Source organism: Cellulomonas sp. (assembly GCF_965229465.1).
GTDB lineage: Bacteria > Actinomycetota > Actinomycetes > Actinomycetales > Cellulomonadaceae > Cellulomonas.
Genome location: NZ_OZ245882.1, coordinates 2781022 through 2794616, shown reverse-complemented (window position 1 = coordinate 2794616; position 13595 = coordinate 2781022). Strand labels below are relative to the sequence as shown.

The window sequence follows — 13595 nt, the reverse complement described above, 5'->3', positions numbered from 1 at the left end:
GTTGGGGCGGGTTCACCGTCCTGGCTCGAGGTGAACCGCACCTGAACGGGAGCGAGCGGGCGGACGGCACAGGACGGAACAGGTGGGCGCCTCAGGCACCCACCACGCGCTCCATGAACCACAGGACCCCCATGGCCGCCACCGCCGACGCGATCGCCCCCGTGACCCAGAGCCCGAGCTGCGGCGAGTGGCGGCGGAGCAGCGTCAGGACCGGGAAGACGATCGCGATGATCGTCAGCTGGACCACCTCGATGCCGACGTTGAAGACCAGCAGCGACCACAGCAGCGTCCAGGACCAGGGCTCATCGATGCCGAGAGCGCCCGCGAAGCCGAGCCCGTGCACGAGCCCGAAGCAGAACACGACGGCAAGCCGCAGCCACCCGGCACCGTCGAGGCTGAGGTGGCCGCCGCCGTCGGGCACGTCGAGGGCGGTCGCGTCCTCTCCGCGCCGCCAGACGCGCCAGAGGTACCACCCGGCGACGACGGCGATGGACAACGCGATGACCGGCTCGACCACCGGCGTCGGCACGGCGACCACCCCGGTGGCCGCGAGGATGAACGTGAGCGAGTGCGCCACGGTGAACGCGGTGGCGGCGAGCACGATCTCGCGCAGGCGACGCGACCCGGCGATCAGGGCGAGCAGGAACAGGACGTGGTCGAGCCCGAACAGCAGGTGCTCGGCGCCCAGGAGGAAGAACTCCGCGAACCTCTGCGTCCAGGACTGGGCGGTGGAGAACGAGGGGTGCTCGCCGTCCAGTGCCGCGCTGCCCTCCTGGCCGTCCACCTCGTAGGTCACGATCGTCTTCGCCCCGCTGACGTAGCCCTCGGAGTCAGCGAAGAGCGTGCTGGTCACCTCGTGCGCGCCGTCGGACTGCGCACACGCGTGGTCGAGCAGCAGGACGGCGTACGGGACGCCGTCGCGCGCGGTGATCGCCACGTCCTCCACCTGCGACGGGCTGCAGTCCTGCCCGGCGGACGCCACGGTGAGGTGCTCGGTGACGTACGCGAGCACCGAGGCCGCGTGGGACTCGAGCGCCGCTGCCTGGCCGGCGGGGTCGCCGTCCTCGAACGCGGCGGTGCCGTCCTGGAAGAGCGGGTCGTCGCCCATCGCGTCGGCAGCCGAGACGACCAGCAGGTCGTACTCCAGCGCGACCTCGGTCCGCACGTGCCCAGGCTGGCCCGTCGTGACGTCCACGTACACCGTCGAGCTGAAGCCGTGCGCAGACGCCTCGCTGGTGCCGACGGAGGTCGCGACGGTCGTCGTCGCGAGGCAGGCGAGCAGAGCAAGAAGGGTGCGGCGGGCACCGTGCGGCATGGGTCTCCTTCGGTCGGCCAGCGCAACCTCCACCGTGCGGATGAACGCCAGGCGGACCCTCCGGGAACGCCCGGGGAACGCCGCACGAGAACGGGCTCCGAGCCTGCGACCTGGGGTAGGAAGTACGCGCACACCCCAGCCACCGAAGGACCGACTCCGTGCTCACTCTGCGTCGACCGGCCCGCACGCTCGCCACGGCCGCCCTCGTCGCCGGGGTGCTGGCCGGGTGCTCGACCGGCGGCGACTGGTCCCGACCTCGGCCGGAGCCGACGGCCGTGGGTGCGCTCGGGGCAGGCTTCGTCGAGCCGTCAGGGCCGCCCTCGCCGGAGGCCACCCTCAACCCACGGCCGGGTTCGTGGGACGGGGTCGGCCCGCCGCCGGGCTATCGCGTGGTGCTCCTCACCGCCGGCGACGACGAGCCGACCACGGCGCTGGTCGACGCCGTCACGCGGTGGGCGGACGACGAGGACGTCGACCTGCGCACCGTGACCGCCGCCGACGCGCACGACCTCGTGCCGAGCATCATCGAGGCCATCGACCTGAACGCGGACCTCGTCGTCAGCGCCGGGAACGACCTCGTCGACCCGCTCGCCATCGTGAGCGCGAGCCACCTGGACCAACCGTTCCTCGTCGTCGGCGCGGAGCTGGCCGAGCCGACCCACAACGTGACGGCGGTCGACTGGTCAGGCGCCGCGTTCCGCGGGGAGGGCCTCGGTGCGTCCTCGACGTACGACCCGGACTCGTTCACGCCCGAGCGCTGCGCGACGGCGGTCCGCGCGGGCGTCGCAGCCGTCCTCTCGGACGTGACCGGGATCGTGGTCTGGATCGACTAGGCACGACGGGCCGGAGGCGCTCCCGGCCGCGGCCGCCCTGGTGCGAGCGGAGCGTCGGGACACAGGAGCCGGCTACCGGTTCAGCGCCCAGCGTGGGAGGCGGCCCCGCAGGCCCAGCACGCCGCCGACGACGAGCGCGACCGTGAGGGCGGCGAACAGGACGACGTACATGCGGTTGGTGTCGTCTCCGAGCTCACGGACGAAGGCTTCCGGGTCGGCCGGGTCGTACTGGACGGTGAGGACATCACCGACCTCGGGCATCCCGCGGTACTCGTCCGTCCGGGCCTGCACGTCCCGACCGTCCGGCGTCGTGAACTCGAGCGCGACCTCACTGCGTCGATACATCTGAATCACGTCGACGACGGTCGCCTGGGCCGTCGGGCTCGCGGCACCGATGCGTGACCCGTCCGCGGCGGCTGCGGCGGCGAGGACGGCGAAGAGCGCGGCGAGCACGAAGCACGTGACACCCGCTCCGCGCTGCGACCGCCACGCCCTGCGCCCTCGGCTGACCGCCGCCGTCGGAGTACCTCCCGCAGGTGTCGCCGGGGCGTCGATCGGCATACGGAAGCGGCGCGGCGCACGACGGTTGCGGCGTCCCTCGCTCATCGACCTTCATCCACGCCAGCGAGTGTGCCTCACGAGCGGGCATCGCTCAGGCGGTTCCCCGCCGGATCATCGACGACCTCGCGCGGCACCCGGCGGTCAGGCTTCCGGGATGGGCCGGCCGTAGTTCTCCAGGGTGATGCTGTCGGGCTCCGGGCCTCCGCGGACGCCGGTGTCGAGGGCGTCGATGGCGGCGATCTCCTCGGCGGTCAGCTGGAGGTCGAGCACGTCGATGTTCTCCGCGATGCGGGCCTTCCTGGTGGACTTCGGGATCGCGGAGCGGCCTGCCTGGACGTGCCAGCCGATCATGACCTGGGCCGGCGTCCTCCCGTGCCGCTCGCCGATCTCGATCAGCGTCGGGTCGTCGAAGCTGCGCCTCGCGGACTCCCGGTAGGACGTGATCCCTCCGATCGGGGACCACGCCTGGGTGAGGATGCCGTGCTCGGCGTGCAGCGCCTGGAGCGCCTTCTGCTGGAAGTAGGGGTGCAGCTCGATCTGGTTCACCGCGGGGACCACGGTGGTCTCCGCCAGCAGGCGCGAGAGGTGCTCGGGCATGAAGTTGCTGACGCCGATCGCGCGGACCCGGCCGTCGGCGAGCAGCTGTTCCAGCGCCCGGTAGGCGTCGAGGGTCAGGTCGAAGCGGCTGGGCAGCGGCTGGTGCAGGAGCAGCAGGTCGATCTGGTCGACGCCCAGCTTCGCGGCGCTCTTGGCGAACCCGTGCAGCGCCGCGTCGTACCCGTAGTCGCTGATCCACAGCTTGGTCTCGATGACGACGTCGTCCCGCGCGAGCCCGGAGGCCCGGACGGCGTCGCCGACCTCCCGCTCGTTGCCGTAGGCGGCAGCGGTGTCGACGTGCCGGTAGCCCAGGCTCAGGGCGTCCCGGACGGCGGTCGCGGTCTCGGCGGGCGGGGTCTGGAACACGCCCAGACCGACCGCGGGGAGCTGGACCCCGTTGTTGAGGGTGATCGTGGTGTCTGTCATGTCGTCCACGTGAGGCACGAGCGGTGCGCGGGTGAGAGTCACTGTCAGTGCCCCCCAGGCCGGGAACAGGCTCAGCTCTCGTCGAGCGACATCGCGGAGGACAGCTCGCGGTGGGCGTCGACCTGCTCGAGGAGCAGGTGCGCCTTCTGCTCGACGCCGGCGAGGACGTCGGCCCCGGCGACGAACCGCAGCGGCGGGGTCTCGAGGGCGGCGAGCGTGACGAGGGCCGCGCCGAGCTTGGCGGGGTCGCCGCCCTGCTGACCGTTCATCCCCTTCCACGCCGCGATGGTCTGCGTGGTGCGCTCGGCGTAGTCGTCGATGGACAGCTCGGGGCAGATGGACGACGCGCCCTCGACCAGGAGCTCGGTCCGGAAGAAGCCGGGCTCGACGATCGTCGTGCTGATGCCGTAGGGCTCGACGTCGTACCTCAGCGACTCCATCCAGCCTTCGAGGGCGAACTTCGAGGCCGCGTAGGCGGCGCAGAACTCCTGCCCGATGATCCCGGCGGCCGAGGTGATCGTGACGACGTGGCCGCTGCGCTGCCGCCGCATGACCGGGAGGACCGCGCGGGTCACGTTCAGGGGGCCGAAGAAGTTGGTCTCCATCTGCGCTCGGAACTGCTCCGGGCTGATCTCCTCGAAGTACCCGGCGTAGAAGTTGCCGGCGTTGTTGACCAGCACGTCGATGCGACCGAACCGGTCGACCGCTGCCGCTGCGGCCGCCTCCGCCGTGGCGGGGTCGGTGACGTCCAGCGCGACGGTCAGCAGGTTCCGGTGCGTGCCGATCGCGTCCTGGACGCGCTGCGGGTCGCGACCCGTGGCCACCACCGCGTGCCCCGCGCTCAATGCTGCCTGGGCGATCTGCACGCCCATCCCACGGCCCGCACCGGTCACCATCCACACCTGCTGCTGCTCGGTCATGCTCGTGCCTCGATCCGTCTCGGTGCGCCGCTCGGTGCGGCACGAGCCCATGCAACCCGCGAAGGGAGGACCGAAGCCACGTTCACCACCCCGGCGGGCTCGGCCGACGAGGACAGCCTCCGCATGCTCGCGAGCTGGGGAGCCTCTCGGAGATCTCAGCCCGCCGACCCTGCACATGACTTCCAGACCCCTCGGTAGGGTCCGGACATGGCGCGACGTGGCGAGCTCCAGGACGTGGAGCTCCTCGACGAGGGCGGCGTCGACGCGTATGCCGACGTCGATCCCGGTGCCGCGCAGGTGCGGCGGGGCCGGCGCACCGCACTGATCGCCGCCGCGCTGGTCGTCGTCGTCACCCTGGCCGGCGTGCAGGGGTTCATCTCCGCCCGCGAGCGCGCCGCGATCGCCGCCCTGGCCACGGTGCCCGGGGTGCTCGCCCCGGTCGACGAGCACCTCGACGTCGAGCGCCGGGTGCCCGCTGCCGACGCCTCGGGGCTGTTCGGCTTCCGCGGGGGGTCCCTCGAGCGTGCCGCGGACGGGTCGCAGTCGTTCACGTGGGCACCCACCGCCGACGAGGGCTCCGGCTGGACCACCCAGCTGACAGGGCCTTCCCCCGTGCTCGCCCAGTACGACGCCGACGACGTCGTCGCCGGGAGCTACTGCCTGCCCGACAACGCCGACGGCACGGACCCGAGCACCGCCGTCGACGTCGTCTGCCTCGTCTCGGACGGCGGCTACGTCCTCGACCCCGTCAACGACGGCCTCGTGCGCGTGCCGGCGACGACCACGCAGGTGAGGGTCCTGTCCGCGGCAGACGGCACGATCGCCGCGACCTGGCCGGTGCACGTCGGCGACGCACAGACCGAGTTCGCGGTGCTCGACGACGCCGTCGCGATCGCGTCCACCGCGACGACCGGCACGACGTTGACCCTCTACGACCTCGTCACCGGCGACGCGCGCTGGTCGCGCTCGAGCCCGACGCCCGACGGGAGCACCGCCGACACGTTCTCGGGCGTCGCCCTGCTCCGGGTGGGCACCGTGCTCGGCTTCGCTCCGCCCGACCAGCCGCTGACGCTGATCGCCGGAGACGGCACGGTGGTGCGCGAGCTGCCCGGCACGATCGGTGACCGTTTCGGGTTCGTCACCGACCAGCGCGGCAGAGTGTCGCTGCCGTCCGTGGTCGACGGCCGGCAGCGCACGACCCTGCTCGCCGAGGACGCCGAGCCCGCGCACGACGTCACCGTCGACGGCACGCTGGTCGACGCGGTCGTCGACGACGGCTCCGTGCCCGACCTGCTGCTGACCTACGACCGCGAGCTGCACGCGTGGGACAGGAGCACGGGCGAGCGACGCTGGTCGAACGAGACCGTGATCAGCGCAACCGGCGTCGTGATCATGCGCGGTCGCGTCTTCGTGCTGGCCGCCGGGTTCGTCGCCGCGTTCGACGGGGTCAGCGGCAGGAGGCTGTGGGCCACGACCGCCGAGGACGAGCTGATGCCGAGCACGCTCTCGACCGACGGACGGCACCTGCTCGTCACCCTGGAGCCGATGGTCTCCGACGGCCAGCCGGCCCTGGTCGCCTACGACCCGGCCGGCGGGACGGAGGTGTTCCGGGCGCCTTATCCCGCCGGGGTCGGCGACGTCTCGCCCATCAACGGCCGGCTCGTCGGGATCGACACCACGACCGACGGCGTCGACTTCTCCTACGTCCTGCTCCGGTGAGGCCCGGTCCGGCGCGAAGGCGGCCTGCGAGCGCGCGCTACGCGCCCGGGGCCTGGGCCTGGTAGAAGTTCCGCTCCCACCGGTGACGCCGGATGACCTCGCGCTGGGCGTCGGTCAGCCGGCGGCCGTCGCTCGTGGCGGCGTTGCGCTCGACGTTGCGCACGGTCCGCATGCCGGCGATCACGGTCGACACCGCCGGCTGGTCCAGGACGTAGCGCAGGGCGAGGTCGGGCAGCTCGTCCGTGCTGACGCCCAGGTCGGCGACGAGCGCCTCGACGTGCTGCTCGACCTGCGCCGCGCGGTCACCGCCGAAGTACCTGTTGCGGAAATCGCCCTCCGGGAACGTCGAGTCCGCCGTGATGCGCCCAGTCAGCCCACCCTCGTCCAGCGCGACCCGCACGATCACCCCGACGCCGTGCTCGGCGCACGCGGGCAGCAGGTGCTCCTCGGGCTGCTGGTGCCACGCGTTGGCGATCACCTGCACGGTGTCCACCGCGCCGCTGCGCACCAGCTCCAGCGCGTTCTCCGGCTGGTAGTCGTTGACCGAGACGCCGAAGAACCGGATCTTGCCCTCCTGGCGCAGGTCCGCGATGGTCTCCAGCCAGTCGCCCTTGCCCACCCAGTCGTCGCTCCACACGTGGAGCTGGAGGAGGTCGAACGCCTCCAGCCCGGACGCGGCGAGGCTGGTCTCGAGGCTGGCGCGGATGTGGTCGCCGGGGAACGTCTGGTCCGGGTGCAGGCCGTCGGGAGCGGGCCAGATGCCGTTCTTCGGGGGGACCTTCGTCGCGACGAGCACGTCCGGGTGGTCCCGCACCACGCCACCGACGATCCGCTCGCTCTCGCCGTAGCCGCGCGCGGTGTCGATGAGGTTGACCCCCAGCTCGATGGCCCGGTGCAGCGCCGCCACCGACTCGTCCTCGCGGGCACCGATCCACGCGGAGGCGCCGATGCCCCACGCGCCGTACCCGATCTCCGAGACGGTCAGGCCGGTCGTGCCCAGCTGGCGGTACTCCATGCGCGCTCCTCGTCAGGTCCGGCTGCTCCGCCACCCACCCTCTCTCGACCGCGGGAGCGACGCGACCCGGTTCCCTCCCCTGGCCGACCTACCACGGTGCGCCTAGGTTCGGCCTCACGGCGGCGTGCAACGGAGCACGTCGCGTTCCGACGGGCGGTGCCGACGTGAGGCTCTCCAAGCTCTGGCTGGCAGTACGCAACAGCCTGTGGGTGGTGCCTGTCCTCTTCGTGCTCGGCGGGGTCGTCCTGGCTCTGGTCACCGTCGCGATCGACCGACGCTTCGACTACTCGCTGATCCCCGCCTCGGTGGTCGGTGGTCCCGAGGCCTCCATCACGATCCTGTCCACGGTGGCCGCCTCGATGGTGAGCATGGCGGCGCTGGTCCTGACGATCACGATGGTCGTGGTCCAGCTGGCGATGGGTCAGTTCTCCCCGCGGATCGTGCAGCGGCTGCTGCGCGACAAGCCGAGCCAGAGCGCCATCGGGTTGTTCGTCGCCACCTTCGCGTTCGCCATCGTCACGCTCAACGAGGTGACGTCGAACGGTGACGGCACCGGCGACGTGCCCGGGACCGCCGTGCTCACGGCGTTCGTCCTGGTGATCGTGAGCATCGCCGTCCTGATCATCTACGTGCACCACATCGGGCAGGCGCTGCGCGTCTCCAGCCTGATCGAGCTCGTCGGCAAGCAGACCCGCAAGCTGCTCGACGAGGTGTATCCCGACAAGGGCGACCTGCCCGACGACGGACGCGTGCTGATCCGGGCGCCCAAGTCCGGGGTGATCATCGTGATCGGGTACGAGCACCTGGTGCGGGAGGCGGCGCGGACCGGGTGCGTGCTGGAGCTGCTGCCGGCGCTCGGCGAGTTCGTCCCCGCCGGCGCGCCCCTCTTCGAGGTGCACGGCGATCCCGTCGGGCTGGACGAGGGCAAGGTCAACGAGGCCGTCGTGCTCGGGCTCGAGCGCACGCTCGACAAGGACGTCGCCTACGGCCTGCGCCTGCTCGTGGACATCGCGCAACGATCCCTGTCGGACTCCCCGCTGCAAGACCCGACCACCGCGGTCCAGGCCATCGACCGCCTGCACGACTGCCTGCGCCAGCTGGCCACGCGCCCGCTGTCCGACGGACTCCACCGCGACGCCTCGGGCGAGGTCCGCCTGCAGGAACCGGCGATGGACTGGGACGCGTACGTCCACCTCGCGTTCGACGAGATCCGGATCGCCGGGGCGACCTCGCCCCAGGTCTCGCGACGGCTCGTCGCCGCCGTGCAGGACATCGCGTCGGTCGCACCCGAGGACCGGCTCCCTGCCCTGGAACGCCAGCTCGAGCTCTTGACCGAGGCCGTCCAGGAGTCGTCGCTCCGACCGCGCGACGTCGACACCTCGCTCGAACCGGATCGGCAGGGTCTGGGTGTCGCCGCCGGCCACGGGGAGCGGCGCTGACCGGGGCCGTCACACGATCTGCGGTCGGATCGTCGGTATTTCTCACCCGGCGGGGGTCCCATGCCGATAGGACCAGTGGGGGCCGAGACTCACCGACGCCAGACGGACCGCTCCCCCCAGCGGACTCCGTCGCCGCCGCAGGAGGAAGACCGTGACGAGTCAGTACTGCGTCCCGACGCCGACCATGGGCGTCAGCGCCCTCACCAAGCGCGAGCGGGTGGTCCTGGCGCACCTGCGTGAGGACATCACGCTCCAGGACATCGCCGACCGGTTGTGGGTCACCCGCAACACCGTGAAGTCCCAGCTGCGCAGCGCGTACCGCAAGATGGGCGTGTCCACCCGCGTCGACGCCGTGGCCTGGGCACGCGCCCACGGCATCTGAGCGCGCCGAGCACGCCGCCTTCCCGCGCGACGCGACGCCGTCGCGCGGACCCGTGTGACCTGAATCTCACCCGCGCTGGTACACATTTGACAGTCGCGGAGTGCGTCCGTTTCACTGCCTCCCGGGCGTCCTGACGCCCCCACCCCGGCCGTTCGAGGCACGGGGGGTCGTCGGCTCCCCCGCCGACGCACGACGAGAGGTCGATCGATGGACACGCGCGTGACCCGCACCCGGACTGCCGAGCCCACCGGGCCGGCCGTCATGTGTGCGGCGCGCCGGTGTGCCTGTCCGACCTGTTGTCAGCTCTGACCCGCTGACAGCCCCGCGTGCCCACCGGGCACCCGTGGAGCTCCCCTGCCCGCGCGACCACCCGCGGGCTCACCCGCGCTTCGCGTCCCCGCACACAGCCACCGGCCGTCGCCGTGACGGTCCGTCCCGAGGAGAACCCATGTCCGAGTCCGTCCCCGTCCTCCCGCCGAAGAGCGGAGGAGGCCGCCGCAACGGCCTCATCGCCGGCATCGTCGTCGTCGCCCTCGTGGTGGTCGGCGCGATCGTGTACTTCGCCACCCGCGGCTCGTCCGACGAGCCTGCCGCGGAGGGCTCGACCGCGCCGACGGTGGTCAAGCTGGGCACCACCGACGTGTCGCAGCCGCACTGGGAGATCCTCAAGGACCTCGCCGCCAAGGAGAACATCGACCTCGAGATCGTCGGGTTCTCCGAGTACACGCAGCCCAACCCGGCGCTGACGGACGGCGACATCGACCTCAACGCGTTCCAGCACATCCTGTATCTGGCCGACCACAACAACAACACCGGCGACGACCTCCAGCCCATCGGGTCGACCCTGATCGTGCCGCTGCCCCTGTACTCGGAGAAGCACACCACCGTCGACGAGTTCACCAAGGGCGAGCAGGTGGCGATCCCCAACGACGCCACCAACCAGGCGCGCGCACTGTTCGTGCTCGAGGGCGCCGGCCTGATCACCTTCACCGGTGACCCCAAGTCGCCGACGCCCGACGACGTCGACACGGCGGCGTCCACCGTCGTCGTGCGCCCCGTCGAGGCGTCGCAGACCGCGGGCCTGATCGGTGACCCCGACATCGCCGGCGTGATCGTGAACAACAACTTCGCCTCGGACGCCGGGTTCGACCTCGACGGCTACGTGTACGCGGACGACCCGAGCTCGGCCGGCGCGCAGCCGTACATCAACGTCATCGCGGCCCGCCCCGAGGACGTCGACAACCCGGTCTACCAGCGGATCGTCGAGCTCTACCACGACCCGTCGGTGACCGAGTCGGTCGTCGAGTCGTCGGGCGGCACGGCTGTCATCGTGGAGGGCTACGACGCAGCGAAGCTGCAGCAGGTCCTCAAGGACACCCAGGCGAACCTCAAGGCCGCCGGCTGACCCACCGCTCCCGGGCAGGGGCGTCCCCCGACGTCTCCTGCCCGGGCGCACCCCGCCCCGAGAGGCTGCGCGTGTCCCCCATCATCGAGTTCCGTGACGTCAGCAAGGTCTTCCCGTCCCCGTCGGGCCCCATCCGCGCGGTCGACGGCATCGACCTGACCATCGAGGCCGGCGAGGTCTTCGGCGTCATCGGCTACTCCGGGGCGGGGAAGAGCACGCTGGTCCGGCTCATCAACGGGCTGGAGCGCGTCACGTCGGGGCAGCTGGTCGTGGACGGCTCCGACGTCGCGACCCTCACCGAGCGCCAGCTCGAGCTCAAGCGCCGCGACATCGGCATGATCTTCCAGCAGTTCAACCTCTTCTCCTCCCGCACGGTGGCCGGCAACGTGGCGTTCCCGCTGAAGGTCGCCGGCTGGCCCAAGGCGGACCGCGACCGCCGGATCGCGGAGCTGCTCGACTTCGTCGGCCTGCTGGACCGCGCGCACTCCTACCCCGACCAGCTCTCGGGTGGTCAGAAGCAGCGCGTCGGCATCGCCCGGGCGCTGGCGGCGTCGCCCAAGATCCTGCTCGCCGACGAGTCCACCAGCGCGCTGGACCCGCAGACCACCCAGGACGTGCTGCGCCTGCTGCGCAAGGTCAACACCGAGCTGGGCGTGACGATCGTGGTGATCACGCACGAGCTCGAGGTGGTCCGCGCCATCGCCGACCGCGTCGCCGTCCTGGAGAACGGCCGCGTGGCGGAGCACGGCTCGGTGTTCGACATCTTCACCAACCCGCAGGCCGAGGTCACGCGGCGGTTCGTGTCGACCGTGGTGCACGACCGGCCGCGCGGCGCCAACCTGGAGCGGCTGCGCCAGACGCACGAGGGGCGCATCGTCACCGCGACGATCGCGGACGGCAGCCGGCTCGGCGCGATCCTCGCGTCCGCCGGGGCCCTCGGCGTCACGTTCGAGATCGTCTACGGCGGCATCGGCACCCTGCAGGACCAGTCGTTCGGCTCGCTCACCCTGGCGCTCGACGGGTCCGACGAGGCCGTCGAGACGGTCGTCGGACGCCTGCGCGAGGTCACCACGATCGAGGAGGCACGATGACCGCCGCGGTGCCCGCCCTGCTCCCGAACGCCAGCGAGTTCGACTGGTCGTTCCACGGGCCCAAGCTCATCCAGGCCCTCGGCGAGACCCTCTACATGGTCTCCGCGACGCTGCTCATCGGCGGCGTGCTCGGCCTCGCCCTGGGCCTCGCCCTGTACACGACCCGGCGCGGCGGTCTGCTGGCCAACCGCGGGGTGTTCGGCGTGGCCAACCTGCTGGTCAACGTCTTCCGGCCGATCCCGTTCCTCATCCTGCTCATGGTCATCGCCCCGGTGACCGTCGGCCTGATCGGCACCCGGCTGGGCAGCACCGCGATGATCGTGCCGCTGTCGTTCGCGGCGACGTTCGGGGTGTCGCGGATCGTCGAGCAGAACCTCGTCGCCATCGACCCCGGGGTCATCGAGGCGGCGCGCGCGACGGGGGCCAGCCGGTGGCGCATCGTCACCACCCTGGTGGTCCCGGAGGCCCTCGGGCCGCTGATCCTCGGGTTCACCTTCGTCTTCGTCGCCATCGTCGACATGTCCGCGCTGGCCGGCACGCTGGACGGCGGCGGCCTCGGTGCCTTCGCGCTCGACTACGGGTACAAGCGATGGAACTTCGCCGTCGTCTGGATCACCGTGCTGGTGATCATCCTGCTGGTCCAGGTGGCGCAGGCGATCGGCAACCGCCTGTCGCGCCGGGTGCTGCGCCGCTGACCTCCCGGGGCGTGTCGGTGCCCCGGGCCAGAATGACGGCATGCCGCAGGACCTCAGCGCCGTCCCCTGGCCCGTACGCACCGCGCGCCTCTCCCTGCGCCCGGCGGCGCCCGCCGACGCCGACGCCATCTGGCAGGTGCGCCGTGTACCGGGCGTCGACGAGTGGCTGAGCCACAGCGTCGGCGACCGCGACTCCTACGTCGCCCGGCTGCGCGATCCCGAACGCCTCGCCGTCACCCTGGTGATCGAGCTCGACGGGCGGGTCATCGGCGACCTGATGCTGAAGATCGAGGACTCCTGGGCGCAGGGCGACGCCCCGTGCCCGCAGCAGGCGACCCTGGGCTGGGTGCTCGACCCGGAGTGCGGCGGGCACGGCTACGCGACGGAGGCGGTCGCCGGGCTGCTCCGGATCTGCTTCGAGGACCTCGGTCTGCGCCGCGTGCGGGCGTACTGCTTCGTGGAGAACGAACCGTCCTGGCGCCTGATGGAGCGGCTCGGGATGCGGCGCGAGGAGCACAGCGTCCGGGACTCGCTGCACCGCACCCGGGGCTGGCTGGACGGCTACGCGTACGCGCTGCTGGCCGACGAGTGGCTCGCTCGGGTGTGACCCCGGTCTCGCACCCCGACTGCTCGCGTGCGGATCCCCCCCGGGTCTACGCACCCCTTCCGGAGAAGCGGACTGGGGGGTGCCCCCGAGGCCGAGCACGCCGCCCGCGCAGCACCGTGGACCTCCGGAGGTACCGAACCGCGGAGAGGGGGGCGCGTGGACCTGCATGTCGAGCTGGTCGGGTTCGTCGCGTCCGTCCTCTCGCTCGTCCTCTGGTGGCCCCAGGCCGTGCGCGTGTGGCGGCTGCGCCACGACGGCAGCGGCCTCGGTGGCGTGTCGATCCCCACCCAGGTGCTGCTGCTCGCCAATGCCGCGCTGTGGGCGGTCTACGCGGTGCTCACTGGCTCGTTCTGGGTCGGTGCACCAGGCCTGGTGAACGCGCCGCTCGCCCTCAGCACGATCGTGCTCGTCCGGCGCTCGCGGGTTCCCGCGGATCGCGACCGCGCTCCCGCCGTGTCGTAGCGCGTGCGGGCGGCTCCGCCGGCCGGGCACCGTCCTTCCTGTGCCGAGATCGTCGGGAAGCGTCGGAAATGACAAAGAATGTCGGGGAAATACGCCCCCGTGAGGCATTTGACCCCATGTCACCTTTC

The 13595-nt window shown here is 71.8% G+C and carries 14 protein-coding genes; 9 read left to right on the top strand and 5 right to left on the bottom strand.

Annotation, left to right across the window (positions count from 1 at the left end; all coding sequences use genetic code 11):
• Positions 1-91 precede the first annotated feature (91 nt).
• A complete protein-coding gene (locus ACO06A_RS13370) occupies positions 92-1315 on the bottom strand; it encodes a HupE/UreJ family protein (RefSeq protein WP_421732726.1) in 1224 nt (407 codons plus the stop codon).
• A gap of 158 nt (positions 1316-1473) precedes the next feature.
• Here ACO06A_RS13370 and ACO06A_RS13365 point away from each other — a divergent pair, with 158 nt between their 5' ends.
• The gene (locus ACO06A_RS13365) at positions 1474-2148 is read left to right on the top strand and encodes a hypothetical protein (protein WP_421732725.1); all 675 of its coding nucleotides are present in this window, start codon (positions 1474-1476) and stop codon (positions 2146-2148) included.
• Between the two features lie 72 nt (positions 2149-2220).
• Here the strand turns inward: ACO06A_RS13365 and ACO06A_RS13360 are convergent, their stop codons facing one another.
• From ACO06A_RS13360 to ACO06A_RS13350, 3 genes are all read right to left on the bottom strand, one after another.
• Positions 2221-2754 (bottom strand): hypothetical protein, encoded by a 534-nt coding sequence (locus tag ACO06A_RS13360; RefSeq protein ID WP_421732724.1) that lies wholly within the window; start codon positions 2752-2754, stop codon positions 2221-2223.
• Between the two features lie 96 nt (positions 2755-2850).
• Positions 2851-3732: an aldo/keto reductase gene (locus ACO06A_RS13355; protein WP_421732723.1), complete on the bottom strand. Its 882-nt coding sequence runs from the start codon at positions 3730-3732 to the stop codon at positions 2851-2853.
• 71 nt (positions 3733-3803) lie between these two features.
• Positions 3804-4652: an SDR family oxidoreductase gene (locus ACO06A_RS13350; protein ID WP_421732722.1), complete on the bottom strand. Its 849-nt coding sequence runs from the start codon at positions 4650-4652 to the stop codon at positions 3804-3806.
• 207 nt (positions 4653-4859) lie between these two features.
• On the opposite strand from ACO06A_RS13350, the gene ACO06A_RS13345 reads away from it, so the two are divergent.
• Positions 4860-6371 (top strand): PQQ-binding-like beta-propeller repeat protein, encoded by a 1512-nt coding sequence (locus ACO06A_RS13345; RefSeq protein WP_421732721.1) that lies wholly within the window; start codon positions 4860-4862, stop codon positions 6369-6371.
• 37 nt (positions 6372-6408) lie between these two features.
• Here ACO06A_RS13345 and ACO06A_RS13340 read toward each other — a convergent pair whose 3' ends face one another.
• Complete coding sequence (locus tag ACO06A_RS13340) at positions 6409-7386, bottom strand: aldo/keto reductase (protein WP_421732720.1); 978 nt, start codon at positions 7384-7386, stop codon at positions 6409-6411.
• A gap of 164 nt (positions 7387-7550) precedes the next feature.
• Between ACO06A_RS13340 and ACO06A_RS13335 the strand changes: the two genes are divergently transcribed.
• From ACO06A_RS13335 to ACO06A_RS13305, 7 genes are all read left to right on the top strand, one after another.
• Positions 7551-8825, top strand: coding sequence for a DUF2254 domain-containing protein (locus ACO06A_RS13335; RefSeq protein WP_421732719.1), 1275 nt, complete (start codon positions 7551-7553; stop codon positions 8823-8825).
• Positions 8826-9009: 184 nt separating this feature from the next.
• Positions 9010-9207 (top strand): helix-turn-helix domain-containing protein, encoded by a 198-nt coding sequence (locus tag ACO06A_RS13330; RefSeq protein ID WP_175346477.1) that lies wholly within the window; start codon positions 9010-9012, stop codon positions 9205-9207.
• Between the two features lie 448 nt (positions 9208-9655).
• Positions 9656-10612, top strand: a complete 957-nt coding sequence (locus tag ACO06A_RS13325) for a MetQ/NlpA family ABC transporter substrate-binding protein (protein ID WP_421732718.1) — start codon at positions 9656-9658, stop codon at positions 10610-10612.
• Positions 10613-10683: 71 nt separating this feature from the next.
• Positions 10684-11703 (top strand): methionine ABC transporter ATP-binding protein, encoded by a 1020-nt coding sequence (locus ACO06A_RS13320; protein WP_421732716.1) that lies wholly within the window; start codon positions 10684-10686, stop codon positions 11701-11703.
• Entirely contained in the window at positions 11700-12398 is a 699-nt protein-coding gene (locus ACO06A_RS13315) for a methionine ABC transporter permease (protein ID WP_421732715.1), read from the top strand. The genes ACO06A_RS13320 and ACO06A_RS13315 overlap by 4 nt, the downstream gene beginning before the upstream one ends.
• A gap of 40 nt (positions 12399-12438) precedes the next feature.
• Positions 12439-13005 carry a GNAT family N-acetyltransferase gene (locus ACO06A_RS13310; protein WP_421732713.1) on the top strand — a complete coding sequence of 189 codons (567 nt, stop codon included), beginning with the start codon at positions 12439-12441 and terminating at the stop codon, positions 13003-13005.
• Positions 13006-13161: 156 nt separating this feature from the next.
• The gene (locus tag ACO06A_RS13305; protein WP_421732711.1) at positions 13162-13467 is read left to right on the top strand and encodes a hypothetical protein; all 306 of its coding nucleotides are present in this window, start codon (positions 13162-13164) and stop codon (positions 13465-13467) included.
• Positions 13468-13595: the final 128 nt, after the last annotated feature.